This window comes from Paraburkholderia eburnea (assembly GCF_002917095.1).
In the GTDB taxonomy this organism is placed as follows: domain Bacteria; phylum Pseudomonadota; class Gammaproteobacteria; order Burkholderiales; family Burkholderiaceae; genus Paraburkholderia; species Paraburkholderia eburnea.
In genome coordinates this window covers 728,332-751,844 of record NZ_PQGA01000002.1, presented here as the reverse complement: position 1 = coordinate 751,844, position 23,513 = coordinate 728,332, and the positions used below count along the sequence as shown (strand labels likewise).

Annotated in this window: 18 protein-coding genes and 1 pseudogene; 7 read left to right on the top strand and 12 right to left on the bottom strand. The window is 61.9% G+C overall.

All coding sequences use genetic code 11. The annotated features are described in order from the left end of the window. Window positions 1-267: 267 nt before the first annotated feature. The 9 genes and pseudogenes from B0G62_RS07845 to B0G62_RS07805 all read right to left on the bottom strand — a co-directional run bounded on the left by B0G62_RS07845 (window position 268) and on the right by B0G62_RS07805 (window position 11,963). On the bottom strand, window positions 268-1,422 hold the full coding sequence (locus B0G62_RS07845) for a LysM peptidoglycan-binding domain-containing protein (RefSeq protein WP_103703576.1): 1,155 nt from the start codon (window positions 1,420-1,422) through the stop codon (window positions 268-270). 11 nt (window positions 1,423-1,433) lie between these two features. Beyond that, on the bottom strand, window positions 1,434-2,429 hold the full coding sequence (locus B0G62_RS07840; RefSeq protein WP_146055216.1) for a hypothetical protein: 996 nt from the start codon (window positions 2,427-2,429) through the stop codon (window positions 1,434-1,436). Continuing rightward, window positions 2,419-3,075, bottom strand: coding sequence for a hypothetical protein (locus B0G62_RS07835; protein WP_103703574.1), 657 nt, complete (start codon window positions 3,073-3,075; stop codon window positions 2,419-2,421). Before B0G62_RS07835 ends, B0G62_RS07840 begins: the two co-directional genes overlap by 11 nt. Before the next feature lie 340 nt (window positions 3,076-3,415). After that, window positions 3,416-3,916, bottom strand: coding sequence for an OmpA family protein (locus B0G62_RS07830; RefSeq protein WP_103703573.1), 501 nt, complete (start codon window positions 3,914-3,916; stop codon window positions 3,416-3,418). Between the two features lie 65 nt (window positions 3,917-3,981). Continuing rightward, complete coding sequence (tssJ, locus tag B0G62_RS07825) at window positions 3,982-4,599, bottom strand: type VI secretion system lipoprotein TssJ (protein WP_244193141.1); 618 nt, start codon at window positions 4,597-4,599, stop codon at window positions 3,982-3,984. 44 nt (window positions 4,600-4,643) lie between these two features. Further along, the gene (gene tssG / locus B0G62_RS07820) at window positions 4,644-5,738 is read right to left on the bottom strand and encodes a type VI secretion system baseplate subunit TssG (protein ID WP_407671129.1); all 1,095 of its coding nucleotides are present in this window, start codon (window positions 5,736-5,738) and stop codon (window positions 4,644-4,646) included. 8 nt (window positions 5,739-5,746) lie between these two features. After that, complete coding sequence (gene tssF, locus B0G62_RS07815) at window positions 5,747-7,546, bottom strand: type VI secretion system baseplate subunit TssF (RefSeq protein ID WP_103703571.1); 1,800 nt, start codon at window positions 7,544-7,546, stop codon at window positions 5,747-5,749. Between the two features lie 308 nt (window positions 7,547-7,854). Then, window positions 7,855-9,636 carry a hypothetical protein gene (locus tag B0G62_RS07810; RefSeq protein ID WP_181315558.1) on the bottom strand — a complete coding sequence of 594 codons (1,782 nt, stop codon included), beginning with the start codon at window positions 9,634-9,636 and terminating at the stop codon, window positions 7,855-7,857. Window positions 9,637-9,654: 18 nt separating this feature from the next. Further along, window positions 9,655-11,963, bottom strand: a pseudogene (locus B0G62_RS07805) (type VI secretion system Vgr family protein). Window positions 11,964-12,217: 254 nt separating this feature from the next. Between B0G62_RS07805 and tssC (B0G62_RS07800) the strand changes: the two are divergent. Genes tssC (B0G62_RS07800) through B0G62_RS07780 form a run of 5 tightly spaced genes read left to right on the top strand, consistent with a single transcriptional unit; the run spans window position 12,218 to window position 16,417 of the window. Continuing rightward, a complete protein-coding gene (gene tssC / locus B0G62_RS07800; RefSeq protein WP_103703570.1) occupies window positions 12,218-13,612 on the top strand; it encodes a type VI secretion system contractile sheath large subunit in 1,395 nt (464 codons plus the stop codon). A 44-nt stretch (window positions 13,613-13,656) separates the two neighbouring features. Continuing rightward, on the top strand, window positions 13,657-15,003 hold the full coding sequence (tssK, locus tag B0G62_RS07795) for a type VI secretion system baseplate subunit TssK (protein WP_103703569.1): 1,347 nt from the start codon (window positions 13,657-13,659) through the stop codon (window positions 15,001-15,003). Then, a complete protein-coding gene (locus B0G62_RS07790) occupies window positions 15,000-15,665 on the top strand; it encodes a DotU/TssL family secretion system protein (RefSeq protein WP_103703568.1) in 666 nt (221 codons plus the stop codon). Before tssK ends, B0G62_RS07790 begins: the two co-directional genes overlap by 4 nt. Before the next feature lie 7 nt (window positions 15,666-15,672). Beyond that, window positions 15,673-16,104, top strand: a complete 432-nt coding sequence (gene tssE, locus B0G62_RS07785; RefSeq protein WP_103703567.1) for a type VI secretion system baseplate subunit TssE — start codon at window positions 15,673-15,675, stop codon at window positions 16,102-16,104. Window positions 16,105-16,150: 46 nt separating this feature from the next. Next, window positions 16,151-16,417 (top strand): PAAR domain-containing protein, encoded by a 267-nt coding sequence (locus B0G62_RS07780; RefSeq protein WP_322789230.1) that lies wholly within the window; start codon window positions 16,151-16,153, stop codon window positions 16,415-16,417. A 59-nt stretch (window positions 16,418-16,476) separates the two neighbouring features. Here the strand turns inward: B0G62_RS07780 and tssA are convergent, their stop codons facing one another. From tssA to tssB, 3 genes are all read right to left on the bottom strand, one after another. After that, window positions 16,477-18,057 (bottom strand): type VI secretion system protein TssA, encoded by a 1,581-nt coding sequence (tssA, locus tag B0G62_RS07775; protein ID WP_103703678.1) that lies wholly within the window; start codon window positions 18,055-18,057, stop codon window positions 16,477-16,479. A gap of 96 nt (window positions 18,058-18,153) precedes the next feature. Next, window positions 18,154-19,689 (bottom strand): type VI secretion system contractile sheath large subunit, encoded by a 1,536-nt coding sequence (gene tssC, locus B0G62_RS07770; RefSeq protein ID WP_103703565.1) that lies wholly within the window; start codon window positions 19,687-19,689, stop codon window positions 18,154-18,156. 85 nt (window positions 19,690-19,774) lie between these two features. Next, window positions 19,775-20,287 carry a type VI secretion system contractile sheath small subunit gene (gene tssB / locus B0G62_RS07765; protein ID WP_103703564.1) on the bottom strand — a complete coding sequence of 171 codons (513 nt, stop codon included), beginning with the start codon at window positions 20,285-20,287 and terminating at the stop codon, window positions 19,775-19,777. Window positions 20,288-20,901: 614 nt separating this feature from the next. Here tssB and B0G62_RS07760 point away from each other — a divergent pair. Together B0G62_RS07760 and B0G62_RS07755 are read left to right on the top strand one after the other, a co-directional pair. Continuing rightward, window positions 20,902-21,633, top strand: coding sequence for a DotU family type IV/VI secretion system protein (locus B0G62_RS07760; protein ID WP_244193140.1), 732 nt, complete (start codon window positions 20,902-20,904; stop codon window positions 21,631-21,633). Further along, window positions 21,630-23,435 (top strand): OmpA family protein, encoded by a 1,806-nt coding sequence (locus B0G62_RS07755; protein ID WP_103703562.1) that lies wholly within the window; start codon window positions 21,630-21,632, stop codon window positions 23,433-23,435. Before B0G62_RS07760 ends, B0G62_RS07755 begins: the two co-directional genes overlap by 4 nt. Window positions 23,436-23,513 lie beyond the last annotated feature (78 nt).

Below are 23,513 nucleotides of genomic sequence, written 5' to 3'. Positions count from 1 at the left end.
GGGCGACTGGACCCTGGCACGTTTGCCACCGGTCAGGAAATGGCGCGTCATCCCATTTTTGCGTCAGACGCGCGCAGTACGTCGCGAATGCCGTGCTGATGACGGCCCCGAATTCGCCGTCACGCCAGGAGCGCATAGACACGGCGCGCCGCAGGCGACCGCGTTTCATCGTTTTCACGAAGCGCCCGGCCAGCGCCCGATGCGGCTTCTGTGTTACACGCTTGCCTGCGTCGCACAGAAGCCGCGGCTTGACGACGACCTCGATCGTCAACGGGCTGGAATCACGAGAGCCTGGCCAACGAGGATGAGGTTCGGATTCGCAAGATTGTTCCGTCGCTGGAGTTCACGATATCGTGCACCATTGCCCAACTGGGATGAGGCGATGAGGTTCAGGGTATCGCCCTGACGCACGGTATAGGCGTGCTCGCCGGCGCCCGCGGCGATCGTCTCGACCTGATTGCTCGTGAAATACTTCTGCAGCAGTGCGAGATAGGCGGGTGACGTTTTCACCTTGGCAATCGCCGCGTTGACATAGACGAGAAGATCCTGGTCCTGGGCACGCACGCCGATCTTGTAGGCGATGTTCGAACCGTCGAGCCTGGTCACGGCGAAGCGCAGATCCGTGCCCTTGATGGCGCTCACCGCAAACGGATAATCGTAGATGAACGCGTCAACCTGGCGACTGTCCACACCCTTTGCGATGAAGGCAGGATCGGCGTCGTCGATTTCGACGAAACGCGTGTCCGGATATTCGCGGGTTACGAATGCCCTGACGTCCGGGTCGCCCTTGAGAATACCGACAGTCTTTCCAGCGAGATCGCCCGTCGAATGGATTGTCGATCCGCGCCGGACAATCAGCGCGTAGCCGAAGTCGTCGACGTACGGGACCGAATAGACGACGCCCGCTGGCGTATTGTCGGAGAAGGTCAGGCCGTCCATCGCGATATCGACGGTATGGTTTCCACTGCGGTCCACCTGAAGCAACTGCTGCGGTACGCCTGCGTACGTATCGACTTCATGGCGTGTGTCGATCGTGATGGGCCGGCCGTTCGCAGTGAACGACGGATCGGAAATCAGGAGTTGCGCGAATTCGACATTAAATCCGTGCGGGATTCCCCCCGTCTCGCCGAAGAACGGCTCGCTGGGATTCTCCACCGAAATGCGCACGATCCCGTTGTCCCTGATTGCCTTGAGCGTGTTGGCATTGGCCGTGTAGCCAACCGGGTTTGTCGCGGTGGAGACCGGTTGAACCGCGGCCGGTGGTACTGATGTCGACGGCGACATCGTCGTTTCGGGCGGGTTGGATGGCGCGCCGTCATGGTTGCCCAAATAGCCGTGGCGGTACGCGAAGAGACCACCGCCCACGACAGCAACCGTGCACAGAAGGCCGACGAATTTCTTGAAGCCGGGAGTAAGCGCCATTTAAAGACTTCCTAGTTTTTGTAGTGTGAAAAATCAACAACATTCGCGGTGGAGGGAACCACCGCAGGCGTCTGAAGTCTGGGAGAAATGTCGAGATCGAAGGTCTGGCTGTTGAGTTTCTCGAGGAGCTTTAACCCCTTTTCGGCGTACATGTCGTTCTGCATGTCTGCCGCCGCGATGTACTTCTCGCTGTCATTCACAAAGGAATCGATCTGGCCCATCTTGTTGTTGTAGTCGTCCGCCATGTAAGTAAGCGTTGCCACCCGCATCTGGTCCATCCCGGTATTACCGGCAAAAGCGGACCGCAGCGCGCTCCATGCTTCGTGGGCGGCGTTCGCGGCGGCATACTCCTTTTCCTGGAGATCGATCTCGAAATCGATATTGCTGTTCATGACCGTAAGGGTCTCGAATGCGTGATCCAGTTTGTCCGCAACGCCGTTGATCTGCTGGTAGGCCGTGGAAAGCCTGCCGATCGATTCCTCCAGCCGGCCGATCTTCATGGCATGACTGTTGATCTCCAGTTGCGATTTGCCATGCTGCTGCATCCATAGCGTCTCCTCCTTCAGCTTCTGCTGATCGCGCCGGAAACCCTCGGTCGTCTCCCGGAGAATGCGCATCTTGCCCTTGACCTTGTCGATGGCGTCCGAGACCCGCTGAATGCGCGCTTTGGCCATCTTCTGTGTTTCGCGCAGCACGCCGACCGGGTCATACCGGATGATCGAATAGGTCAAGGCCCGCATGAGCAACTGGTAGATCAGCCACAAACGGTTGCGTAGCGTGCTGTCGATGACGAGCACATAGAACAGGCCTACCGCAAGCGCGCCGAAGAGCAGTGCATAGACGGTGTTCTCAAGCAGGTTCGCGATGTACGGCATGAGCTTGTACGCAGCCCAGCCGATTGCCCCGAAGAGGCCGGCACCGACGATCATTCCTGTCGTGCCTTCCCGGGTATCCCAGAAGGAGCGGGCGCGTTGCCTGACCGCGCTGGTCGTAAGTTCATTGGCCATTGCGGGTGGCTCCCAGATAGTTCTGCAGCTTCGCCGCATAGTCCCGATAGCGCCTGTCTACCGCTTCGCATGCCGCGTCGAAGTCGATCCTGAGCTTGTCGAGGTTGGACTTGTGCGTGATGGCCTGACGGGACAGTTCCTCCTTACGGGCGCTCAGCGTCGAAATCTGCGCAGACAATGCGGCAATCTGCTGCTCCAGCTGCTTTTCCTGCCCGGTGAGCGAGGCAATCTCCGCTTCGGTTGTCCTGACCAGAGAGGAATTGAAGTTGGCGGCCTCGCGTTTGAGTACATCCGAGCGTGAATTCACCGCGGCAAGGAGCGTTTCGAGCGTTGATTCCGTCGCTGCCTGAACGGCCTGGTAGCGTTGCGCCTCGTCCGGTACCTTGTTCTTCATGTTTTCCGACATGCGGATAAAGGTCGCAAACGGTGCAAAGGCGGGATTGCCCCGAATCTCGCCGTCAATCTGTTTTTCAAGGTCGGCGCTTTCGGCCGGTGTGCCTGATAAGGCAGGACCGGACGTTGTCGCGGGTATCTCCGCGGAAGGCATGGCCGGTTGTGCGGCGGCGGTAGCCCTGTCTGGCTGCTCGTGCTGGTCAGCGGCCTCATTCACGATGACGAGATCCTTTAACTTTCCCAATAAACTCATTCTCTGGATTCCCTATAAATCAACTATTCCGCCTGCAGCAATGGAACACGGCGGATTCAACGCGGGTCTGGCGAGTACGTGCACCTGCGCAACCCGGACACCGCGGCGCCGGTTGCGTGTCCCGGGGGGAAAGTTCATCGCGCAGGTCCGTCACGAACGCCGTCCATACAGGGTTCGTCGGCGTGCATGATGGGCGGCCACTGACGCTTGTGAGCGGTTGCGTGGCATCGAACCAGGGCACGGGTTCATGGACGATATCTGGGGTGGTCGCCGCATATTCTCGGGGACCCCCCTGTTCTTTTGTCTGTCTGCCGGCCAGCCTGTGTTTTCGCGCGCCGGCTTACTTACCCAGGATGCGGTCTTCCGATTCACCGACGATGACAATCTCGGTGCGGCGGTTGCGGGCCCGGCCCTCAGGCGTGTCATTGCTCGCCACGGGGCGGTCGTAGGCGTAGCCCTTTGTCGTGACGCGCGGCACCGCAATGCCCCGCTCCTCGAGCGCGTGGGCAACGGTCGTGGCGCGTGCTTCGGACAACTGTACGTTGTACTCGTGCGTGCCGACATTGTCCGTATGTCCCTCGACGATTACGGGCTTGTCGCTACGCTTGAGCAGTACGACAGCGCGGTTGAGCGCGGGGGCTGCGTCGGCGCGCAGCGTGGACTGGTCGAAGTCAAACAGCACCTTCTCGGGCAGGCGCAACTCGACGCCGTTCGGCCCCTGCGTGACCTCGATGCCGGTGGCCTGGTTCAGTGCGATCTCGTGGTTGCGATCAAGACCCGAGCAGGCCGACAGCAGCGCAACCAGACTGACGCTGGCGCTCAGTGAAAGCAGTTTTTTCAAGTTGTTCTCCTTTAGTAAATGAATGCGCGTCACCACACACTGATCGTACGCAGCGCGGGTGCCGTTCAGCCCTGCTTGTGGGCACCGGATTGCGTGCCTGGTGCCGACGCTGGATTTGCCGGCACGGCCTGCTGCGGTGCTTCATGCTTGACAGGTTGCGAATCGGCGCCGACCAGCACCAGTTCACTACCGTTGACCTCGATCTTCACAGGGTCGGTCTTTTTCCACTGCTTCTTCGGAACAGCGAGCTTCCATACCCTGTCCTGCACCGGCTCGCGAAAGAACGCGACTACGCCTACGACCTGTGCATCCGGATTCATCGGTTCGGTGAGACTGGCGTTCGCGCCCGGCCTTAGCACCACATCCTTCGTGGCCAGCAAATCCGCCTTGAGCAGCTTCAGGTCATCCGACTGCAACTGTACATAGTTCAGTTGTGCGAAGTTCTTTGCATCCTTGAGCTGGTAGAACCTCACGACCGTCGAGAGCGATTTCCCCTGGACGTCGGAATTGATCGACGCGCGACCCGTGAGATCCACGTTCATCGTCTTGACCTGGGTCGTGAAGGCCCACTTCGCGGCATCCACGGTGCTGTCGCCGACAGCCTGCGCGACTCCGCACCCGGCCGTGGCGACGGCCGCGAGGATCGCGATCGCCAGCGTTGCGCGGTGTGCCGCGTATTTCATTTTTTTGTCCATTGCGAGGATGCCCCGGTTCATTGTGCAGTTCTTCATGCGTGTGCCTCCGCCGCCCCATCCCAGCAGCCGAGCTGTACCCGTGTGATGCGCGCCGGCGCGCCGGTCGCTAACCTGGCCGGCGCCTCCAGTTGCGTCGTAAATCCGAGGTTCGTCTGGCGTGGCTCGAGGGTGGGCTTCGGCATGAGCTCGGGCCGCACATGCATTTCCAGATCCGCTTCGCTTTCGTAGCCCAGATAGAACCGCAGCAGCGCCATGATTTCCCGATGGGCGGACTGCCCCGGCACCAGCGCCAGGACCGTCTCGCGCGACGCAGGCGTGATGACGACGCGCACCGTGTTGCCCCGGTCGTAGAAACCGCGGCCGAGCAGGCACTGCTCGCCCAGCGCCGCCGGCTCAAAAACATTCACCTCTCGCCACACCGGGTAGAACTCTTCAACCGTGATCGCGGCATCGGGCACGGCATGACGCAGCACCCCGGCCAGCCCTTCCGCCGTACGCGTTCGCTGCATGGCGAGGCCGAGCATCGACAGCAGCCGTCGCTTGTCGGCCACCTTCGTGAGCATCTGCCGTGCAGTCGAGGTTTCCCGCCCGAGCGAGGCCGGCGTTCCCCCTGGAACGGGGCTGGAAATTCGCGCGGAAGTGCTGAATCCGAAGCCGGCAAAGCTGAGCAGGTAGCGCGACACCGGATCTGTGCCATCGCGCCGGAAGCCCACCGGATACCGGTACTTGCGCGCGATGCGGTAGTACTGCGTGATGATGCGGTGGTGGAACAGGTCAAGGAATACCGACAGGGGTTCCGCGCCATCCCGGTTCTGCGCCACCTCGTCAGCAAAGTACGCAGGCATGCGTGCGTCGACGCCATAGAACCCAAGGAACGTCGTCATGACTGAGGGGGGCGTCCCCGGATTGTCGGCGTCGTACCGGACCGCGTCGATCTCGCGCCCCGGAAAGCCCAACTGGGCGCGCGAGCGGAACCGGACGGGGTCTGCCGCCGACGAATCCGTCGTCCCGAGAGGCGGCGCATCGGGCACAGCCAGCTCAAGCAGTTCGCAGAAGCGGATGAAGTTCATCCGCGGTGCGTCGTAGAGGATCGCCGGCAACAGTGGCGCGGAGGCCGTCGGCATCATGGGTGCGTTCAAAACGGTGCCCCCTCGCCTTTCGTCTCAGGCCACTCGATACGCCGCCCGGTCGGCATGGCGACGATCACCAGCTTCGTGTAGAGATTCACCGTCGCGTACAGGCCCAGGAACCGGTTGAGCATGCTGCCGAAGAGCTCCAGATCACCCTCGCCCGCGAAGCGGTTGCTGTCGAGCGTCACGGTGATTTCGACGCCGCGCATCAGGCCGCCCTTGACGAGCTTGCTGAGCGGCCGGTGCCGCACGTCGGTGATCGCGTTGATGCGCCGGGCGTTGAGTTCGCTGTCGGTCCAGTCGTAGAGCGCGAGCGAGCCGCGCAGGATTTCGGCGTCGAGCAGCGAGAGGTAGTTCGGTGCCAGGTGGGAGAGCACGCGCCACTGATACCGGTCGCCGGTGGGTGGATAGACCGGGAGTGTGGGCGCCGTGAGGTTGCGCACTGCGCCGATATTGGTAAAGCCGCCGCGCATGTGCGTGATGCCCGCCTCGCGCAACGCCTTGCGCGGCAGCATGCCATTGGTGCCCGTCACGGCAAGCGTCAGCGTTTCGGTGGGCAGCGAGTCCACCTGTTCCCATGCGTGGCCGCCGAGCACGAGCCAGGTGTCGAAGCGGCCCGACGGGCCGCGCCGCATGCGGGTGTGGTAATACCGCTCCGGCATGTCGTGGCGCAGCATGCCCCCGCGGTGGCGGAACGCCGCGAAGGGCACGTATTCGTGACGCTTGCCGCGTTCGAAATACTCCACGCCATCGACTGAATAGATGTCGATGAGCGAGCCGTGTTCGGCGCGCGCACGTACGCGATATTCGGTTTCGTGCTGCGTGACGTTGACCGGGTCGGCGCCCACCGTGAAGAGGTTGATGACCGGCGTGCAGTACAGCCGCACGTTCTCCGCGGTGAAGCGCATGTCGTCCGGATACGGGCGCTCGAGCACGACCTCGACGTCGAGCGAAGTCGCCGACGCGGGAATGGCCTGAATGTCGAGTCCGAACAGATCGACGAACATGAACTTTTCGGGAAACGTGAAGTACTCCAGCAACAGCTGGTAGCCGCCAAACGCGTTATCGGCCTTGGGCCAGAGGCGTTCTTCGGCCGCAAAGCCTGCGGGAGCCAGACGCAGGCCCGGCATCGCCGCCGGCGCGCCGGGGCGGTCCTCGGGCCACCCCGGCACGCGTACGTGCATCGCGACCGGCTTTGCCGTGAGCGCGGCGTAGAGCGAGAGGGCGACGGGTCGGTCGGCGTTCAGGTACAGACGCAGGCGCGGCACCTGCAGCCGGTCGCGCTCGGTCTGGCTCTGGAAGGCCAGACGCAGACGGATGACGGAGCGTCCATCCTCGCGTGCGTAGACGCCTGCCTCGGAGAGGGCCAGCGGATACAGGTCAACGGACTGCGTGGTGCGGTAGACGCACTCGATGGTGGCGTCGCCCTCTCCCACCGGATCGGACGTCGCTTCCAGTCCCGCCTCAAGCGTTTCGTGCTTCTGTAGCGCGCCCTTCTCGGGGATCAGCTCGAGAATGGAGAGCGACGGAATCATGCGCAGATAATGCGGCCACAACATGCTCACGAGGCCCTCGGTCAGCTCGGGCAACTCGTCGTCGAGCTTGTGGCGCAGCCGCCCCATCAGGAAGGCGAAGCCTTCGAAGAGCCGCTCGACATGCGGGTCGCGCTCGCCGACGCGGTCAAGGTCGAGCTCACGCGCGCGATCTGGGAACGCGCGCGCGAACTCCTTGCCGCCTTCGCTCAGGTAGCGCATTTCTGCCTCGAAATACCGCAGGATTTCGTTATCTCGGGTGGGATCTGTCATGGTCTGAATCAGTGTTTGTCGGTCCCACTTGCGTGAAGCCGGTCTGCGCGCACCAGCGTGGGTGCGATGAAAATGAGCTTGCCGCGCGCACAGCGGTCAACCCCCTGACGCGCCTGGACGTGGTGGCGATCAGCGTGCTTCATCAGGGCGCCATACCTCCTGGAAGGGACACCGCAGCGTGCTTCGCGGCTGCGATGGCCGCCTTGGGCAGCGGCGGCGGACCGGCGGGCATGGGCTGCCTTGCGGCTGGTGCCGCGCGATCGACGAAGATGCGCGAGGGCAGCGTAAAGCCCCGCAGCGCCAGCAGCTCAAGTGGTCCCCTGCCCACGTCGGTGCGGATCAGGTAGCGCAGCGGGTGCGTCATGCCAGCCGGCGCCGGCGCGAGCGGCTCCTGGGCAACCTGTGCCGCGATATCCGCAAGCCCCTCCGTCGTCGTCGCGGCAGGTTTCGAATCCGTGTTGTCCGGCTTCGTCTGCCACGTCAGATTGCTTGCCACCACAGATCCAGCCTAATGCCGATTGGCCTGAGCCTGTCCCAACTTCGAGGCGCCACCAGGTCACCCCTTTGTCATCGACTGCCACGTTCCCGTTCCCGAGCGCGTTGAGCTGCGCGCTTGGGTAGGTGACCTGGTCCGCGTTGGCGGGTGAACTCGCCTGATTCAATTGCAGCGGGAATGATTTCCACGCCTTGAGGCCGGTCGGGGAGTCGAGCTGGCCCAACCCGGAACGCGAAATCCAGATGGGACTCTGGTATTGCTGCGGATGACCTGATGGACTGTTGATCCACTGCTGGACTTGTGCCCAAGGTCCGATCTTCGGGCTAGTGGTGGTCTGGGTGAGCTTTGCAAGCTGGACACCAGAACCAAGAGTCAGGTCTGCGGCAGTCGGTTTTGCGACAAGCTTCGCACCCGCCTGGATAACGAAGATGGTCCTGTCGCTAGCGGGTAGTTGCGCGGCCCGTGTCCGACTTTTGTCGATGAAGGCCTTCAGCGACTCATCGGCAAAGACCTCGACATGCAGCAATTGTCGACTCGGAATAGGCGGCAGCGGCGTTGAGGTTTCGTAATCGATGTATTCGCCAAGCTGTCCCAGCAATGTTCCAGCAGTCACGTGGATCGGTTGTGTCTTTGGCGGAATAAAAACCGTGCCGACACCCGATGTCGGTTCTTTGAGGGCCTGCTGATCGTGCAAATTGATCCACCCCCAGTCTCCGTCCGGTGTGAGCGGTGTTTGGCTCTGGTTGGAGCTGCCGGGATCTCGGATGTCACCCGGCTCGTCCGCCGATTTGGTGCCATCAGGGTGCAACCATGGCGCCTGCGGCCCGTCTTCCCAGCCGAAGTAGTCCCCACTTTTCGTGGCAATCATCGTCCCCGACGTAATCGCCTTGATGTGGCCCCACGTTCCACGCGTTTCGCTGATTGTGACTTCACTGCCTTCGGGCAGAAAGCCAACCTGCTGTCCGGCCGTAAATGTGTGTTTTTTCTTGCCAGTTGTCGGCGCCGTATACACGAACGCACCTGCTGCCCCACCCCCAATCTGCGTGTTTGTTGTCCCGATACGAAATACGTCCACGCCGGGCCACCAGCCGGGCCGCACGAGTTTGCCGTCCGACAGATAGGTAGCCCAGTCCGCCATGTGCATATAGAGGCTGAAAAATGTCAGCGTCTCGTCGGCTGGCTGGGCACCAGTGCTTCCCGGCGCACGAGGCATCGTCATCGTGTGCCGGATCAGCACGAAACCCGTTGAATACCAGGCCCAATGACGCGTCTGCGTGTAGTGCAGGTGTGGATACGCATCGTCGATCTTGAACGCGACGATGTCCCCTTCTGCGATGGCCCGGACGCCCTTGGACTGGTCCACATTCGATGCGGAAGCCGCACCGAAGTGAATGCCGCCGTGCGGAAATCCGTTGACGCCGAGCGGAAAAAAGCCATCGCTCATGGCTCCCAGCGCACCGTAGAAAATCTGCGGATCGGCGATGTCCCTGCCGTCCCTCGCAGGAAACGGATAGCGCCAGTTTAACGACGGCGCAGACGGAGTATCTGCCGGATTGCTCTGGGGGGCCGCCGGAGTGGGTTGTGGTGAGGCCATTTTGCAGATTGAATGAGGTTAGCCGGAGAATTTGGAGCTATGTCCAGTCAGGTCGGAGAGGTCATTTGGCGTTGGCAGCTTCGACGAGATCTGCATCGACGCCGCGCCCTGCTTCTGGATCGTGATGACCTTGAAGAACAGATCCGCCGGACCACCAAGCGTGACATTGCCGTCCTTCAACTGGACGAATGCGCCGCCGCATTCGAGAATAAGCTCACTCTTCGCGCTGATGCGAACCGTTCCATTGACGCTCATCACAGAAACATCCTGAGCAGCGAACAAGGACATGGCATCGCTCTGCGCCTGGATCTCAACGGGACCCTTCGCCGCGAAGATCTTGATGCCGAGCTTCCCGGCGAACAGGGAGATGAGTTCGCCAGCAGCGACCGTAAAGCGTTTGAGCACGCTGAAATCGACGTTCTTTCCGGCTACGGCGTTGATGTTGCCCTGCGCCGAGAACTGCATGCCCTGCCCCGTGACAATTCCCGCAGAAGCCGGCGTGCTCATCAGCAGTCCGGGTTCCTTCAGGCCGTCGAAGTCGGCCTTCATCTGCTGCTGTGCGTCGGTGTCGGCAGGCTCCGCCTTGGCGCTGGTCGTAGAAGCGGCGAGTGCCTTTGCAGTGGCCAGCGCGCTTTCGAGCTGCTTGCCCGTCGCGGCCGGGCGATCGTACGCCGTCAGGTGCAGGCCTTTGCCCGCGCGGTTGACGCCATAGCCCGACGTCCGAAGCTCATAGCCCTCACCCCGGTACTCGAGATTCTGGTTCACCAGATAGCCGAGATTCAGCTGCGACTTGCCCGAATGCTCTGTGCTAAGCTTGATGCCTTCCTGTCCCGCCCAGCCTTCCATCCGCAGCTTGTTGTTCTTCTGCGTGCGGATCATGTTGCGCGAGAGCCAGCGGCGATCGTTCGTGATGAGGTCGCGGGCCTGGCTGTGGTGGTGGAAGGCTGTAATTTCCGGCTTATCTGGGTCTCCATCTCTAAATGAGACCACTGCCTCGTCATTGTCCAGCGCGACGAAGTGCATGCCAGTCTGCAGCTTGCCGGCAAACGGTTTTGCAAGGCGCAGCGGCACGCTTTCACCACCCTTCGGCCAGTCAGCAAAATCCACGTCGAAGCGAACGACGTAATAGCCGACAGAATGAGATAGGCGTAGGTGTATTTATCAGGACTGCAAATTCGTGCGCTGAGTGTGCCCGCGATTTTGGGCCAGGTTTCCGGCTTCAGTTCAAGGCGGAAACGTCGATCGGCGGGAATCGCCTTGTAGCGGTTGGTGTAGGGCTTGTCGCGCCCACCGCTGTGGGTGATCTCGACGACGACCTGCCCCTGGGGTGCATCGGGCAGGACGATGTCGGTTTCGAGCACACGCGCGCACTGCAGCTCCAGCACATCGCTCTCGCCCTCGTACACGACCTGGCGCGCGAGCGCCGCTTCGTGCCGCAGTTGGGCCTCCCACTTGGCCCCAGCCTGGTCGAGGTGATGAGTCCCGTACACATACGGCTGGCCGTACGTCGTCGTGTCCTGCGGTGCGAGATTGACGCTATCTCGAAATCTTTCCCAAGCCGATTCAGGGTTGTAATCTGCTACGGTGTAGCCCTGTGCCACCGTGAAATTGTGCGTCTTGAGCGATGTGATCGCCTCCACGCCACCGGCTTCGAGACCGGCCGCTTCGCGATACGGCACGATCAGCCTCGGATCGTAGAGATAGTGGTCGATGTCATCGGCGAAGACGACCTGGTCACCATACTCGGTCTCGACGATATAGCAGTAGATGCCTGACTTCTGCATCAGCATCTGGACATATGCCAGATCATCGACACGGTACTGGAAGCGGAACAGGTGCTTGAGATACCGGCTCCTGAGCTGGAACGACATCTGGTGATCCTTGATGCCGTGACGACGCAGTATCGTTGCGATGATGTCAGGCGTCGACTGGTGCTGATAGATCTGGGTATTATGGACTGCGGCAAGCCGTCCGAGATGCGACTTCAGGATAATCTCGTATTGCGAGAAGTCCTTTGAAGTTTTCACATTTGAAATGCGGTCGATAAAACCCGAGATCTTTTTCTGGACGCCATCGTCCGGCACGATAGTGAATACCGCATCGAGATTCAGATAGTCGGCGCGAGGAAGCTGTCTCGGGTGGGTAGCGACAATGCGCACCTCGGTAGGCGCACCGATGACTTCCGTCGCCTCGAACTCCACGACCGACAGCTCCTTCGCGCTTTCCGTTCCCGGCACGTCCAGAAAATACGCCTGACGACCGGGTATTGCCGTTAGCTTGTTGATGAACTCTTTCGCTTTTCCCGCTTCGTCAAACAGGCTTGCCATCTTTGCCGACTCCTCACCTGATTAGCACTGCATCGCAAACGACATGCGCAGCTAATATCGTTGCGCGCGCAATCGTGGAGGATGGACATTACCTGTCTTCATTTCGCAGGTGAAGGTAGGAGACCATAAACGTGGAGTGTTCGTTGCTTTTGGTCATTGACTGACAAATGTTCACTCTTTATTGTGGTTTTGAGATGGGTGACGTGATAAACATAATCGGCTAGGCGATGCCGGAACCGATCAAGACCTAAACAATGAGCGCAAGCTTCCAGAGCAGCACGCAGCGGGATATCACGGCCGCACCACCAGGCACACCCCAATCTCAGGTGGATTTACCTGCGTGTGTCGATCCGCTACGCATTGATCATGACCTGGCCATGATCGACCGGATGCTCGGCCGGCAGATCGATACCGTCCTTCACCATCCCGCCTTCCAGGCACTCGAAGCCGCGTGGCGAGGCCTGCAGTTTTTGGTGGATCGCACGGACTTTCGCGGCAACGTCAGGGTATGTATCGAGGTGCTGGACGTCTCGAAGGAAACCCTGCGACAGGACTTCGAGGACGCGCCAGAACTGACCCAGAGCGGCCTGTATCAGCACACATACGTTCAGGAATACGACACGCCCGGTGCATGGCCCGTCTCAGCCGTCATCGCGACCTATGAGTTTGACGCTGCGGCTCCGGACATTGCTCTGTTGCGTAATCTGTCGAAAGTGGCGGCCGCGGCGCACATGCCGGTGATCGGAGCGGTCTCACCGGCCTTTTTCGGCCGCGCTTCGATGGAGGACGTGTCGGGCATACGCGACCTGTCGGGCCACTTCGAACGCGCGGCCTGGCTGAAGTGGAACGCGTTCCGCGAAACGGAAGACGCGCGCTATGTCGGGCTTACGCTGCCCCGCTTCCTCGCGCGCCTGCCGTATGGGCCAGAGACTCGTCCGGTGCGCGCCTTCAACTACGCCGAAGACGTCCGCGGCGCCGGCCGCGACGCTTTCCTGTGGGCCAACGCCGCCTTCGCCTTTGCCGTGAATCTCGTCAGAAGTTTCGTGCGCAACGGCTGGTGTCTTCAGATTCGTGGCCCGCGTGCAGGCGGCCTGATCCGCGACCTGCCGACAGACCTCTACGCTCTCGATACGGGACGCCTCGGGAAGATCGCCACCGACGCGCTGATTCCGGAGACCCGCGAGCACGAATTTGCCGAACTCGGTCTGATCGCGCTTTCGTACACCAGCAACCACGATTACGCGTGCTTCTATTCCGCCCATTCGACCCAAAAACCCGCAGTCTTCGACACCCGCGAAGCCTCGGCCAACAGCCGTATCAATGCCCGCCTGCCATACATTTTTCTCGCGTCACGTATCGCGCACTACCTGAAGCTGATCCAGCGCGAAAACATCGGCACGACCAAGGACCGTCGCGTGCTGGAGCTTGAGCTGAACAACTGGATCAAGGGCCTTGTGACCGAGATGAAGCATGCCGGCGACGAACTCCAGGCTTCGCATCCGTTGCGGCATGCCAAGGTCGAGGTGGAAGACATTGAAGACAATCCTGGCTTTTTCCGCGTCAAGCTTTTTATCGTTCCGCATTTCCAGATTGAGGGCATGGATGTGAGTCTCTCGCTCATGTCGCAGATGCCGAAGAAGAAAAATTGAACACCGCCCTACTTTACTGACCTGAATTCCGATCAACTTCAACGATGAAGATAACGAAACCCCTGTGGGCGCGCGGCATTTTCATGACGCCGCAGCATTTCCAGCAGCAGGCGCTCTGGGAGCAATATGCCAATGACCAGAACGCCCGTATGTCGAGTCCCGACGCGTGGGGCGTGATCGACGTCGCACTGGATTCGAAGACCCTCTCCGTCGACCGGCTGCAACTCACGAAACTCACGGCGCGTTTGCGCGATGGCACCCTCATCGATAGCGAGACGGCCGACTGGCTGCCTTCAGCCCGCAGTCTGGCCGACGTGCCGGCCGACTTGGAGGCGGTCACGGTGTTCGCCGGTGTGGCGCTCATCGATCCGCAGGGCGGCAACTGCGTGGAGCCCGGCGAGAAGCCAGCGCGGCCGCGACGCTCGACCCGCGAATTCGTCCACGCCGTCGATATCAACGGAGAGGGAAAGGAAGAGATCAGTGTCGAACGGCAGATAGTGGCGCTGCTGTTCGATTTCGAGAAGGTGGGCGACTATGTCACGTGCCCCGTTGCGCGCCTCGTACGCACACCGCAGGGCCGTTTCGAGCAGGATGAGTCGTTCGTGCCGCCGTGCCTGTTCCTGTCGGCCAGCGCGCGGCTCACGCAGCGCATGCGGCGCCTCTCCGAGATCCTCACGGCCAAGAGCGCAAGCCTTGCCGTGCGCCGCAAGGAGCGCTCTGACCAGATCGCCGATTTTGCGGTATCCGATGTGTCGCTCTTCTGGCTGCTGAATTCGGTCAACAGCACCTGGCCGGAGCTGGCGCGTCTCGCCCAGGCGCCCGACCAGCACCCTGAACGGCTCTATGCGGTGCTCGCGCGGCTGGCCGGATCGCTGCTCACGTTTTCGACTACGGAGACGCTGCAGGCCATCCCGGCCTATGACCATCGCGCGCCGGAGCCGGTCTTTGCAGAGCTCGAATCTCTGATCCGCATGCTGCTGGACGCGGTGATTCCGTCGCGCGTGGTCCCCATCGCACTCGAGCGCCTGCGCACCTCGATGTGGCTGGGCCGCATCAACGACGACCGGCTTACCGAAGACGTCGACTATTACCTCTCGGTGCGCGCCACCCTGCCCGCCCACACCCTTCTGGAGCAGTTGCCGGCGCTGTGCAAGATGGGCGCACCGGATGAGGTCGAACAGGTCGTCAACTCGGCACTGGCTGGCATCACACTGCGGGCGGTGTCGCGGCTGCCGGCCGCGATCCCTGTGCGCATCGAAAACCAGTATTTCGCGGTGGACAGTTCCGACCCGGCATTCAAGCGGATGATCGCCGCGCGAGCGTGCCAGATCTACCTGCCGTCGTCGATTCCCGAAGCCGAGCTTGAACTCTACGCGGTGCTGCCGTCATGAAGATCACCACCGCACAACCCGTCATGGACCTGCTGCCCGTCGCCCTGCGCGATACTGCCCGCACCGTTGTAGCTCTTCGTAAAGGGAACCCGCCTTCGCTGCATGTGCTACGTGGAGAATGTGATGACCAGGTCGTCCGCCTCCGTGATGAGTTGCTGCGGCGCGGGCAGCCTCATGACGTGATCGATGACGCGCTTTATGCGCAATGCGCCCTGCTCGACGAAGTGGCACTCAGGAGCCTGCGCGGGGAGGCCCGCGATGAATGGGAGCGCGAACCGCTGCAGGTGGGCGTGTTCGGTCGCAACGATGCGGGTGAGGAGTTGCTGCGGCGGATCGGCCAGCGACTTCGTGAGCCCCGCCCTGTGCTGCCGCTGCTCGCAATCTTTGCCGCCGTGCTCAAGCACGGCTTTACAGGGCGCTTTGCCGTGAACGAGGCCGAAGCACGCACGAAGCTTATCCGCGCGATTGACGGGCGCCTTGAGCGCGCCATGGGCGGTGTCGTGCCGGACCGCGCGGGACCATTGGTGGTGAGCCCCTCGCGCAGCCTCAGGAGCCCGCTGTCGTCGCTGACGTGGGTACTCATTGCCTGCATCGCTGCAGGTCTAGGCTGGTTCGTCATCGACCGGTGGCTGCTGTCGTCGATTGCCGGCATGGGACATTGAGGCACTGATGCGTACCGGACCAGGACTCTTCGAGCGGATCACGGGGCATTTTGCCGATGGGGCGGTCGTGAAGGATTTCTCGCCGGAGGATCAGACGTTCCTTTCGGTGCGGGACAACATCGAACGCATCCTGAACAGCCGGCGCGGCTCGCTCGCTCACCTGCCCGACTTCGGGCTCGATGACCTGTCGGAGATCTACCGGCATCTGCCTTCGTCCACGCACAAACTGCGCAATGCGATCGAGTCGACGTTGCTCAAATACGAGCCGCGTCTGAAGAGGATCGAAATCGAAGTGCAGGCCCCTGAACCCGGCATCATGGTCAGCTTCACGATGAAATGCCACCTGCACAGGGAAGGGCTGGTGCGCTTTGACACGGTATTCACACCAGACGGCAGAACGCGTCTGAAGATGCTGCAGGCGGCGCTCGACCGGTATTGATGCGGTACGGATCTTTTTTTAACCCAGGAGAAATGGCGTGGCAACGATGCTGGCAGTCAAGGGGAACAAAACGACGACAGGAGGTGAGGTACTGGATGGCGATGAGTCGTTCTCGGACGAGAGCGGAGCGCTCGCGCCGGATGGCGGATTGGCTTCCTGCGGTCGCTGTGGCCACAACGGGCCCATGCTGGGAACGGCAAAGAACTGGGGGCTGACGGGGACGACAGCTGTCAAGGACAACGATATCGTGGCCTGCCAGTGCCCGCGCGGCGAGAACCGTGTGATTGCGCGTTCCGGGTTCTACGACGAATAGAAGAGCCGCGAGGTGTCGCAGCGCGCACCCGCGGCGACCACGACGCCATGCGTGAGAGGTCACTGCTCCAGCGCGAGCATGCGCGCAGGATCGAGCACCGTCATCTCGCCCTGCAGATCGACGATACGGCGCGCGATTCCCGGTTTGTCGGCGTCCTTGCGGCTACTCGCGGCTTTCAGTACACGTGTGAGCTGGAGTTTGACCTCGAACACGAGCGCCGGATCCCAGCGCACGAGCGGCAGCGATTTCGCTGCCCCGTCGAGCTCCAGCAGCAGCGCCATGGCCGTATCCGCGCGTTCGGCCTGAGCCGCTAGACGCGCCATCACGAACCGCTGGAGGAATCGGTGACGCTCGGTCTTCATACCGGGCAGGCCTTCGAGCCACACAAAAGCGGCTTCGATGCCATCGCGCGCAGTGAGATCCTTCGCCTGCGCCTCGATCTCTGGCCAGTCACCGGCTCCCCCTTCCTCGCAGTCGGCCGACACCGGTAACGGTGCGACGCTCTGCCCTGCTTCCAGGTCACGCACGACCGCATGCCGGGCAATCCACTCGAGTGTCGTGTCGTCCGAGAACGGCGTGCCATCGTTGAACGACAGGCGCTCGATGCCGGGCAGGCGTTCAAGGAAAAGCGCGAAGTCCGCGCGCAGCAGTTCGCGCCAGGTGTTGTATGGCGCGCCTGCGTGATCGAGCGCAATGTGCTGGAAATATTGCAGATCGAACCACAGGTGATTGACGCCTTCCATGAAGGCGCCCTCGACGCGCTCAAGCAGTTCATGCCACTGCTTCTGCAGGACGAGGCGCTTCATCTGCGCGCGCAGCTCCGGGCGCGGCGCGACGAGCCGCGTATGCGAGGCCGCATCCGCCGGTGGAACCTCATGCAGGGTGTCCCAGCGAACGCAGCGCACAAGCCGCACCGACGGCAGATAGCCCTGCTCCTGGTCACACAGCCAGGTGGCCATGCCCCGCGCCTGCTCCAGCAGGTCGCGCGTCGAGGCGATCGCGCCAGACGTGCCACCTCCCGTCATGGGCGATGACGGGACGGTTGACGTGTCGGTGGCCATACCAGCCGGCTCTTCCCTGCGTTCAAACCGGGAAACCAGCGGCTGAAGATTCGGGCGGGCGGCTTCTGCCCAGTTGCCCGTCTGTGTAACGAGCACATCCAGTGCCGCGAGCGAGCGCTCAAGATCGGCTGGCGCGGGCTCGCCGCGGCTCGTCAGCAACTCCATCATGCGCGTGGTAGCCAGCATTTCCAGCGCGCCCTTCTTCGCTTCGGCGCGAGCCGGCAGCACCGCTTCCCCAAACCGTTCCACAAGGGCTGCGGCCAGCTCCAGCCCATCCGCGAATCCGGCTGGCCCGTCCTGCCTCAGGCGCGCCCCGGCATAGTAGCCCGCCACCCGGAGATCTTTGCCGGTTTCCTTCAGTAACTGCTCGCACGTACCCGTGATCAGTACGTCGTCGATGCCGGAAAGCTTGTTCGTCTCGTCCTTGAGCGCGAAGAACGCGTCTTCGTAGCCCGGATCGCGCCCGACGCCATTCTCGCCGGGTAGCGGCTGCAACCACACATTCCATGTGTCCAGCCGCGATCGCGTGAGTTCCCCAGCGTCGCGCGACGGAAACAGCGCCTTGAGCAGGTCAGGCATTTTCACGCGAACTCTCCTATGCAGAAAAAGCAGGAACACAAAAATAAACGCCGGGGCGGTACGGTGCCCCGGCGCAGCTACATATCCCGATATCCGTCAGCTTTTGGCTTTCGGCATTTGTGACACGAGCGACAGCCCGATGTCCATGCCTTCGACCTGGAAGTGCGGGATGATGAAGAGCTTGATGCGGAAGAAGCCCGGGTTGTCCTCAATGTCCTCCACCGTCACCTTTGCTTCACGCAGCGGGTGCGAGGCCTGGAGTTCGTCACCGGGGTCCTTCATCTCGGTGACGAGGCCCTTGATCCAGCTGTTCAGCTCGAGCTCCAGCACGCGACGGTCCTTGGTCGTGCCGATGTTTTCACGCTGGATTACCTTCAGGTAATGCGCGATGCGCGAGAGCAGGAAGATGTACGGTAGGCGCGCGTTGATGCGGCTGTTGGCCGTGGCTTCCTTCGTCTCGTAGAGCGCTGGTTTCTGGGCCGAGCTGGCTGAGAAGAAGCACGCGAAGTCGTGGTTCTTGTAGAACGAGAGCGGGATGAAGCCCAGGTTCGCGAACTCGAATTCACGCGTTTCGGGGATCAGCACCTCAGTCGGAATCTTCGCCTGGGTGCCCGTGCCCAGATCGTACAGATGGACCGGTAGGTCCTCGACCTTGCCACCCGCCTGGGGCCCGCGGATCTGGACGCACCAGCCATTATTCACGAAGCTGCGGCTCATGTTGGCAGCAAACGCGAACGAGGCATTGACCCACAGGTACCTGTCGTGGTCCGGGCCCTTCACGGCTTCTTCGTAGTTGAAGGCACGTACGGGAACGGTATCCTTGCCGTACGGCAGGCGGCCGAGCACGCGCGGCATCGTCAGACCCACGTAGCGGGCGTCATCCGTGTCGCGGAAACTCTTCCACTTGATGTATTCAGCGCGGTCGAAGTAGTTGCCGATATCCTGGATGGCGGCAACTTCTTCCATCGACTGCTTGCCGAAGAACGCGGCGCCCACCGAGCCGACGAACGGCATATGGGCGGCGGCGGCCACCTTTGAAATATTGCGCAGGAGTGCGATGTCCATCGGCGAGTTCTCAAACTCGTAGTCGCTGATCATCGCGCTGATCGGCTGGCCGCCCGGCGTGTCGTACTCCTCGATGTACGTATGGCGATAGAGACCGCTCTGGATAAGCTCGGGCGTATCTTCGAAGTCGCGCTGCAGCGCTTCTTTCGACACGTCGAGCAATTCGATGCGTGCGTTGCGGCGGAAGTCCGTGCGCGAGACGAGCATCTTGGCGCCGCGCCAGCGCCCTTCCAGCGCCTGGAACTCCGGCGCGTGCATCACTGCGTCAAGCTGGCGGCTGATCTGGCGATCGAGCTGGCCGATGTGGAAATCGAGCAGCGACTTGTCGAGACGCTCGACCGGCTGGCTCGACTTCGCAATAAGTTCGAGGAACGCGCCCATGCCGCGCGCAATGCGCTCGTCGGCGGACGCTTCGGATAGCGTGTCGCTGTCCCGGAACGCCTCGATCGGGCGTGCCTCGGCGACGGGCTTGAGATTGATCTTGCTGCACAGCGAGGCATACACGCTGTCGGGGGCGTCGAGCACGACGGTCTCGGTGGCGCCCTGGCGGGATTCGTTCTGTTTCATTGAAGTTCCTGTCTGCGTTTGAACTGCGACCTGATTGCGAAAGGCAGTGAAGGCCGCTTTGGGGACCCTTTGCGGCCACCGGCGCTCACGCATGCCCTTCCGGTTGCGTGGCGACCGTCGCCAGCTGAGCCAGTTCTCCGCGCAGCTTGTCGGACAGACGCTTGTCCTTCAGGATCTTCTCGAACTCGCGGCGGAACGTGACGTTGTCGAGCAGGTTCGATTTCAGGTCGCGCAGCAGGTTGCGCATGGCAAGCATCGCCTGAAGCTCCGGAATCTGGCGGGCCACCTGCTCCGGCTCGAAGTCCTTCATCGAACGGAAAGAGAGGTTGACCGGCAGTTCCGAACCGTCGGCGGCCAGCGTATTCTCTGCCGCGAACTTCAGGTCCGGTGCATAGTCGGCCAGTACCGAGTCGAAGTTATTCTTGTCGATGTTGACCTTCTTGCGCTCGGCCAGGGGCGCCTGCTCGCGGCCTGCACTGAAGTCACCGGCGACGAGCAGCTTGAGCGGCAGCTCGACCTTCTTCTGCGCCCCGCCCGTATGGAGGTCGAGGGTTATTGAGACACGACTTTTCGGAATTTCTCTCTGGAAGCTGTCCATTAGTAATCCTAATAAAGGAATTTCACGTTCACCGCAGGAATCAACCGCAGCGACGAAGAGACTCCTGCATGCGCACCGCGAATGCTCATTCCGACATCTCCCGAGGGCGTGGTTTTCATTCATGCGACCATTTTGCCAGACCATATTAAACAGGTTAATGGCGCTTCCGTCAAAGCATTCTGAAATTGACCGAAAACCAAAAAATTCGTAAAAATCAGTAAATCCGGATAAAACATTTAATCCAGCGCAAACAAACCGACATGCACGCCGCTCCACTCACTCGCACGCCATCTCTTCGTGATGCACAGAATCGCGGAAAAACACGATTAAAATCAAATAACCGGGAGGCACATCATCGATCGACATCAATATCCCCATCATCATAAATTCGCATTGATTATCTCGAAATAAAACGGATGGCAAAAAATGACACTTATTAAAAAAATATGGCCTCCACACCTCCATAAAATTCGTTATCCTCTGATAAAAGTTGCATACGAAATCTCTCCATAACCGGATAAGAACTTAAACACAGCAGACCGCCCGCCCGCCGGGTTGAGACCGTCCTGGTGAGGCAATCAGGGTAGCCGGTCCTGCGTTAGACATCAGCGCGCATGATCACACTGACATTGGGCCGCGACCAGCGCGCCCCCCAGAAACCCGTATCCGACATTGCGCGTCCTGCCGGTGCTGGCATGCGCGATCTGGTACACAACACCGCACTGCTCGTGACCTCGGTTGCGTCCGGTGGAACCGTCAGGAACCCTGAGCAGCTTCGTAAGCGCTGCGGGCAGAACATTAGCCAGTTCGCGGACGCGCTCGCGCAACGGGACTATCCCGAAGACATCCGGCGCGAAGCGCTGCTCGCCCAGTGCGCACTGCTCGACGAAATGGCGCTGCGTTATCTGCCCACCGAAGCCCGTAATGCGTGGGAGCAGCGGCCAATGCAGGTTGAACGCTTCTCCATCCACGATGCCGGCCGGCGCGTCATCGACAGCATCGAGGCCCATGTGCGTGAAGCCGCTCCGGATGTCGAACTCCTTGAGTACTACGCCGCGATTCTCGGGCTGGGATTCGTTGGCCGTTATGCGCTTGATGGGCAGGCAAAGCGCGCTGCGCTGATCGCGTCGCTCCATGCCAGGCTGGAGACGTTACGCCAGTGCGTCGAAGAACCCTTCGTAACCGATCGTTCGGGACACCGGCTCTCCAGTTCAGCGGGCCGGTTCGCGCCGTGGATTCCCGTTGCGCTCGCGGGTCTCGCGGCAGTAGCGATCTGGGTGATGGGGAGCCGGGCTATCGACACGCAGCTCGTGCACATCGCGCCTGCAAAGGTGGTCCGGTCATGAAATCCGATCTGTCCGTACTGACAGCTACCGCCACTTCGCGGCAGGCGACGGGACACGACGGGCTGGGCTACCCCCTTCGCCTCATCGTGGTGTTTGCCATTGCGCTTGCGCTCGCCGTGATCTGGCTCGTGGCTAGGCCGGACCCGGGCCTTGCGTCGGTGCTCACAGGCGTGATCGTGATCGCCGGAGCCCTGCTGATCTTCTGGCGCACCCGGCTGCTGGGCGGTGCGCGGGAGAGCGGCGCGCACGTGCTGGCAGCGCTTGGTGCAGCCACCGCCGATATTCCGCTGCGCCTGCGCACACGCATGCCGCTCGTGCTGGTCACGGGCGATGACCTGACGGCGCTGTTCGACCGGCATGACGGAAAGCGGTTTGCGCACGTGGGCGATGGCGCGATCTGGCTGCGCGTGGACCGGCCGCAGGATCTTTCCCGCATGGCGGTCGTCGTGCGGCAGTGGCGCGACGGCCGCGCGCCCGATGGTGTCGTGCTCACCGTGGCACCCGGCCGCCATACGGATGCGGACGTCCTCGCCCAGTCGCTGCGCGTGGTACGCCAGGCGGTGGCGGATACCGCGCGCATGCTGGGTTCGCGTCCCCTTCCCGGGTATGTCGCGGTCTATCAGCGGCTCGCTACCGAAGGTCCCTCCAGCGCCCTGAAGGAACTCGCGATGGGCCATGGCGCATTGGCGTCGACCGGTCTTCTGACGCCTCAGTGGTATGGCGTCTCATCGGCCACGGGTCTGCTCGATACGCGTCAGTATGGGGCCGTCATCCGCGCAGCCGAAAACGAGGCTTGGCGTGTGGCGGACAGCCGCGTGCCGGCGACGCGTGCGGCCGCACTGGCCTCGATCATGGACTGGACGCAGCGGGTCGTGATCGACGTGCTTACCGACCCGCGGCAGCCGGCCAATCCCGTGACCCTCTATGGGGTGGGCTGGGTCGACTGCGGTCCGGCAAGCGGGCCCGGTCATCCGTGGGAGAGCGATGTGCAGATGCACACCGAGGTCGCGCGCGCGCCCAGCGCCGCCTCGCCCATGCCGTGGCCGCTTCCCCAGCCGCTGATCCGGGCCATGCCGCAGCGCTTCTGGATGTCGCCGCGCGTCATCGCGCTTACCCATGCACTCGTGCTGCTGGCCTGCGCAGCCGCCGTCGCGTTCTTGTTCTCGATCCGCCATAACCAGGCGCTGCTCACCCGCATTGGAGCGGACCTCGGCCGCTACTCGATGATCCCGGCTGAACACGACGCGGCAAAACGCGACGCGCTGCAGGCGCTCGTCGCCGATCGCGACGAGCTTCAGCGATATGCACGCTCGGGCACGCCCCTGCCGCTGTCATTTGGACTGTACCGCGGTGCCCGGCTGATCCCGCCGCTCAACGAGGCGATCGCTTCCTATCAGCCGCCACCGCCGCCGCCCGCCGTCGTGACGCTCGACAGCATGTCGCTTTTCGACAGCGGACGCGCCCAACTCAAGGACGGTTCGACCCGGGTCATGGTCAACGCACTCGAAATGATCAAGGCGCACCCCGACAAGCGGATTCTCGTGGCGGGCTACACCGATAACGTCGGCGACCCCGACAGCAACCTGAAGCTATCCGCCGCGCGCGCCGAAGCCGTGCGCGACTGGCTCATCGAGGCATCGGGTATTCCGGCTACGCAGTTCGCCATTCAGGGCTACGGCGATACGCGGCCCCTCGCGGATAACGGCACCGAGACTGGCCGGGCGAAAAACCGGCGCGTGGAGATCACGCTGGTGCCTGACGCCGCGCGGCAGGTGCCCCGCAAGGATGGCCAGCCCAGATAACACGTTTTAGGTCCCCGAAGCCTCTGCTTCGGGATTGTGATGCCCGGTTTCTGATCATCCCCGGGCGATTGTCGCAGT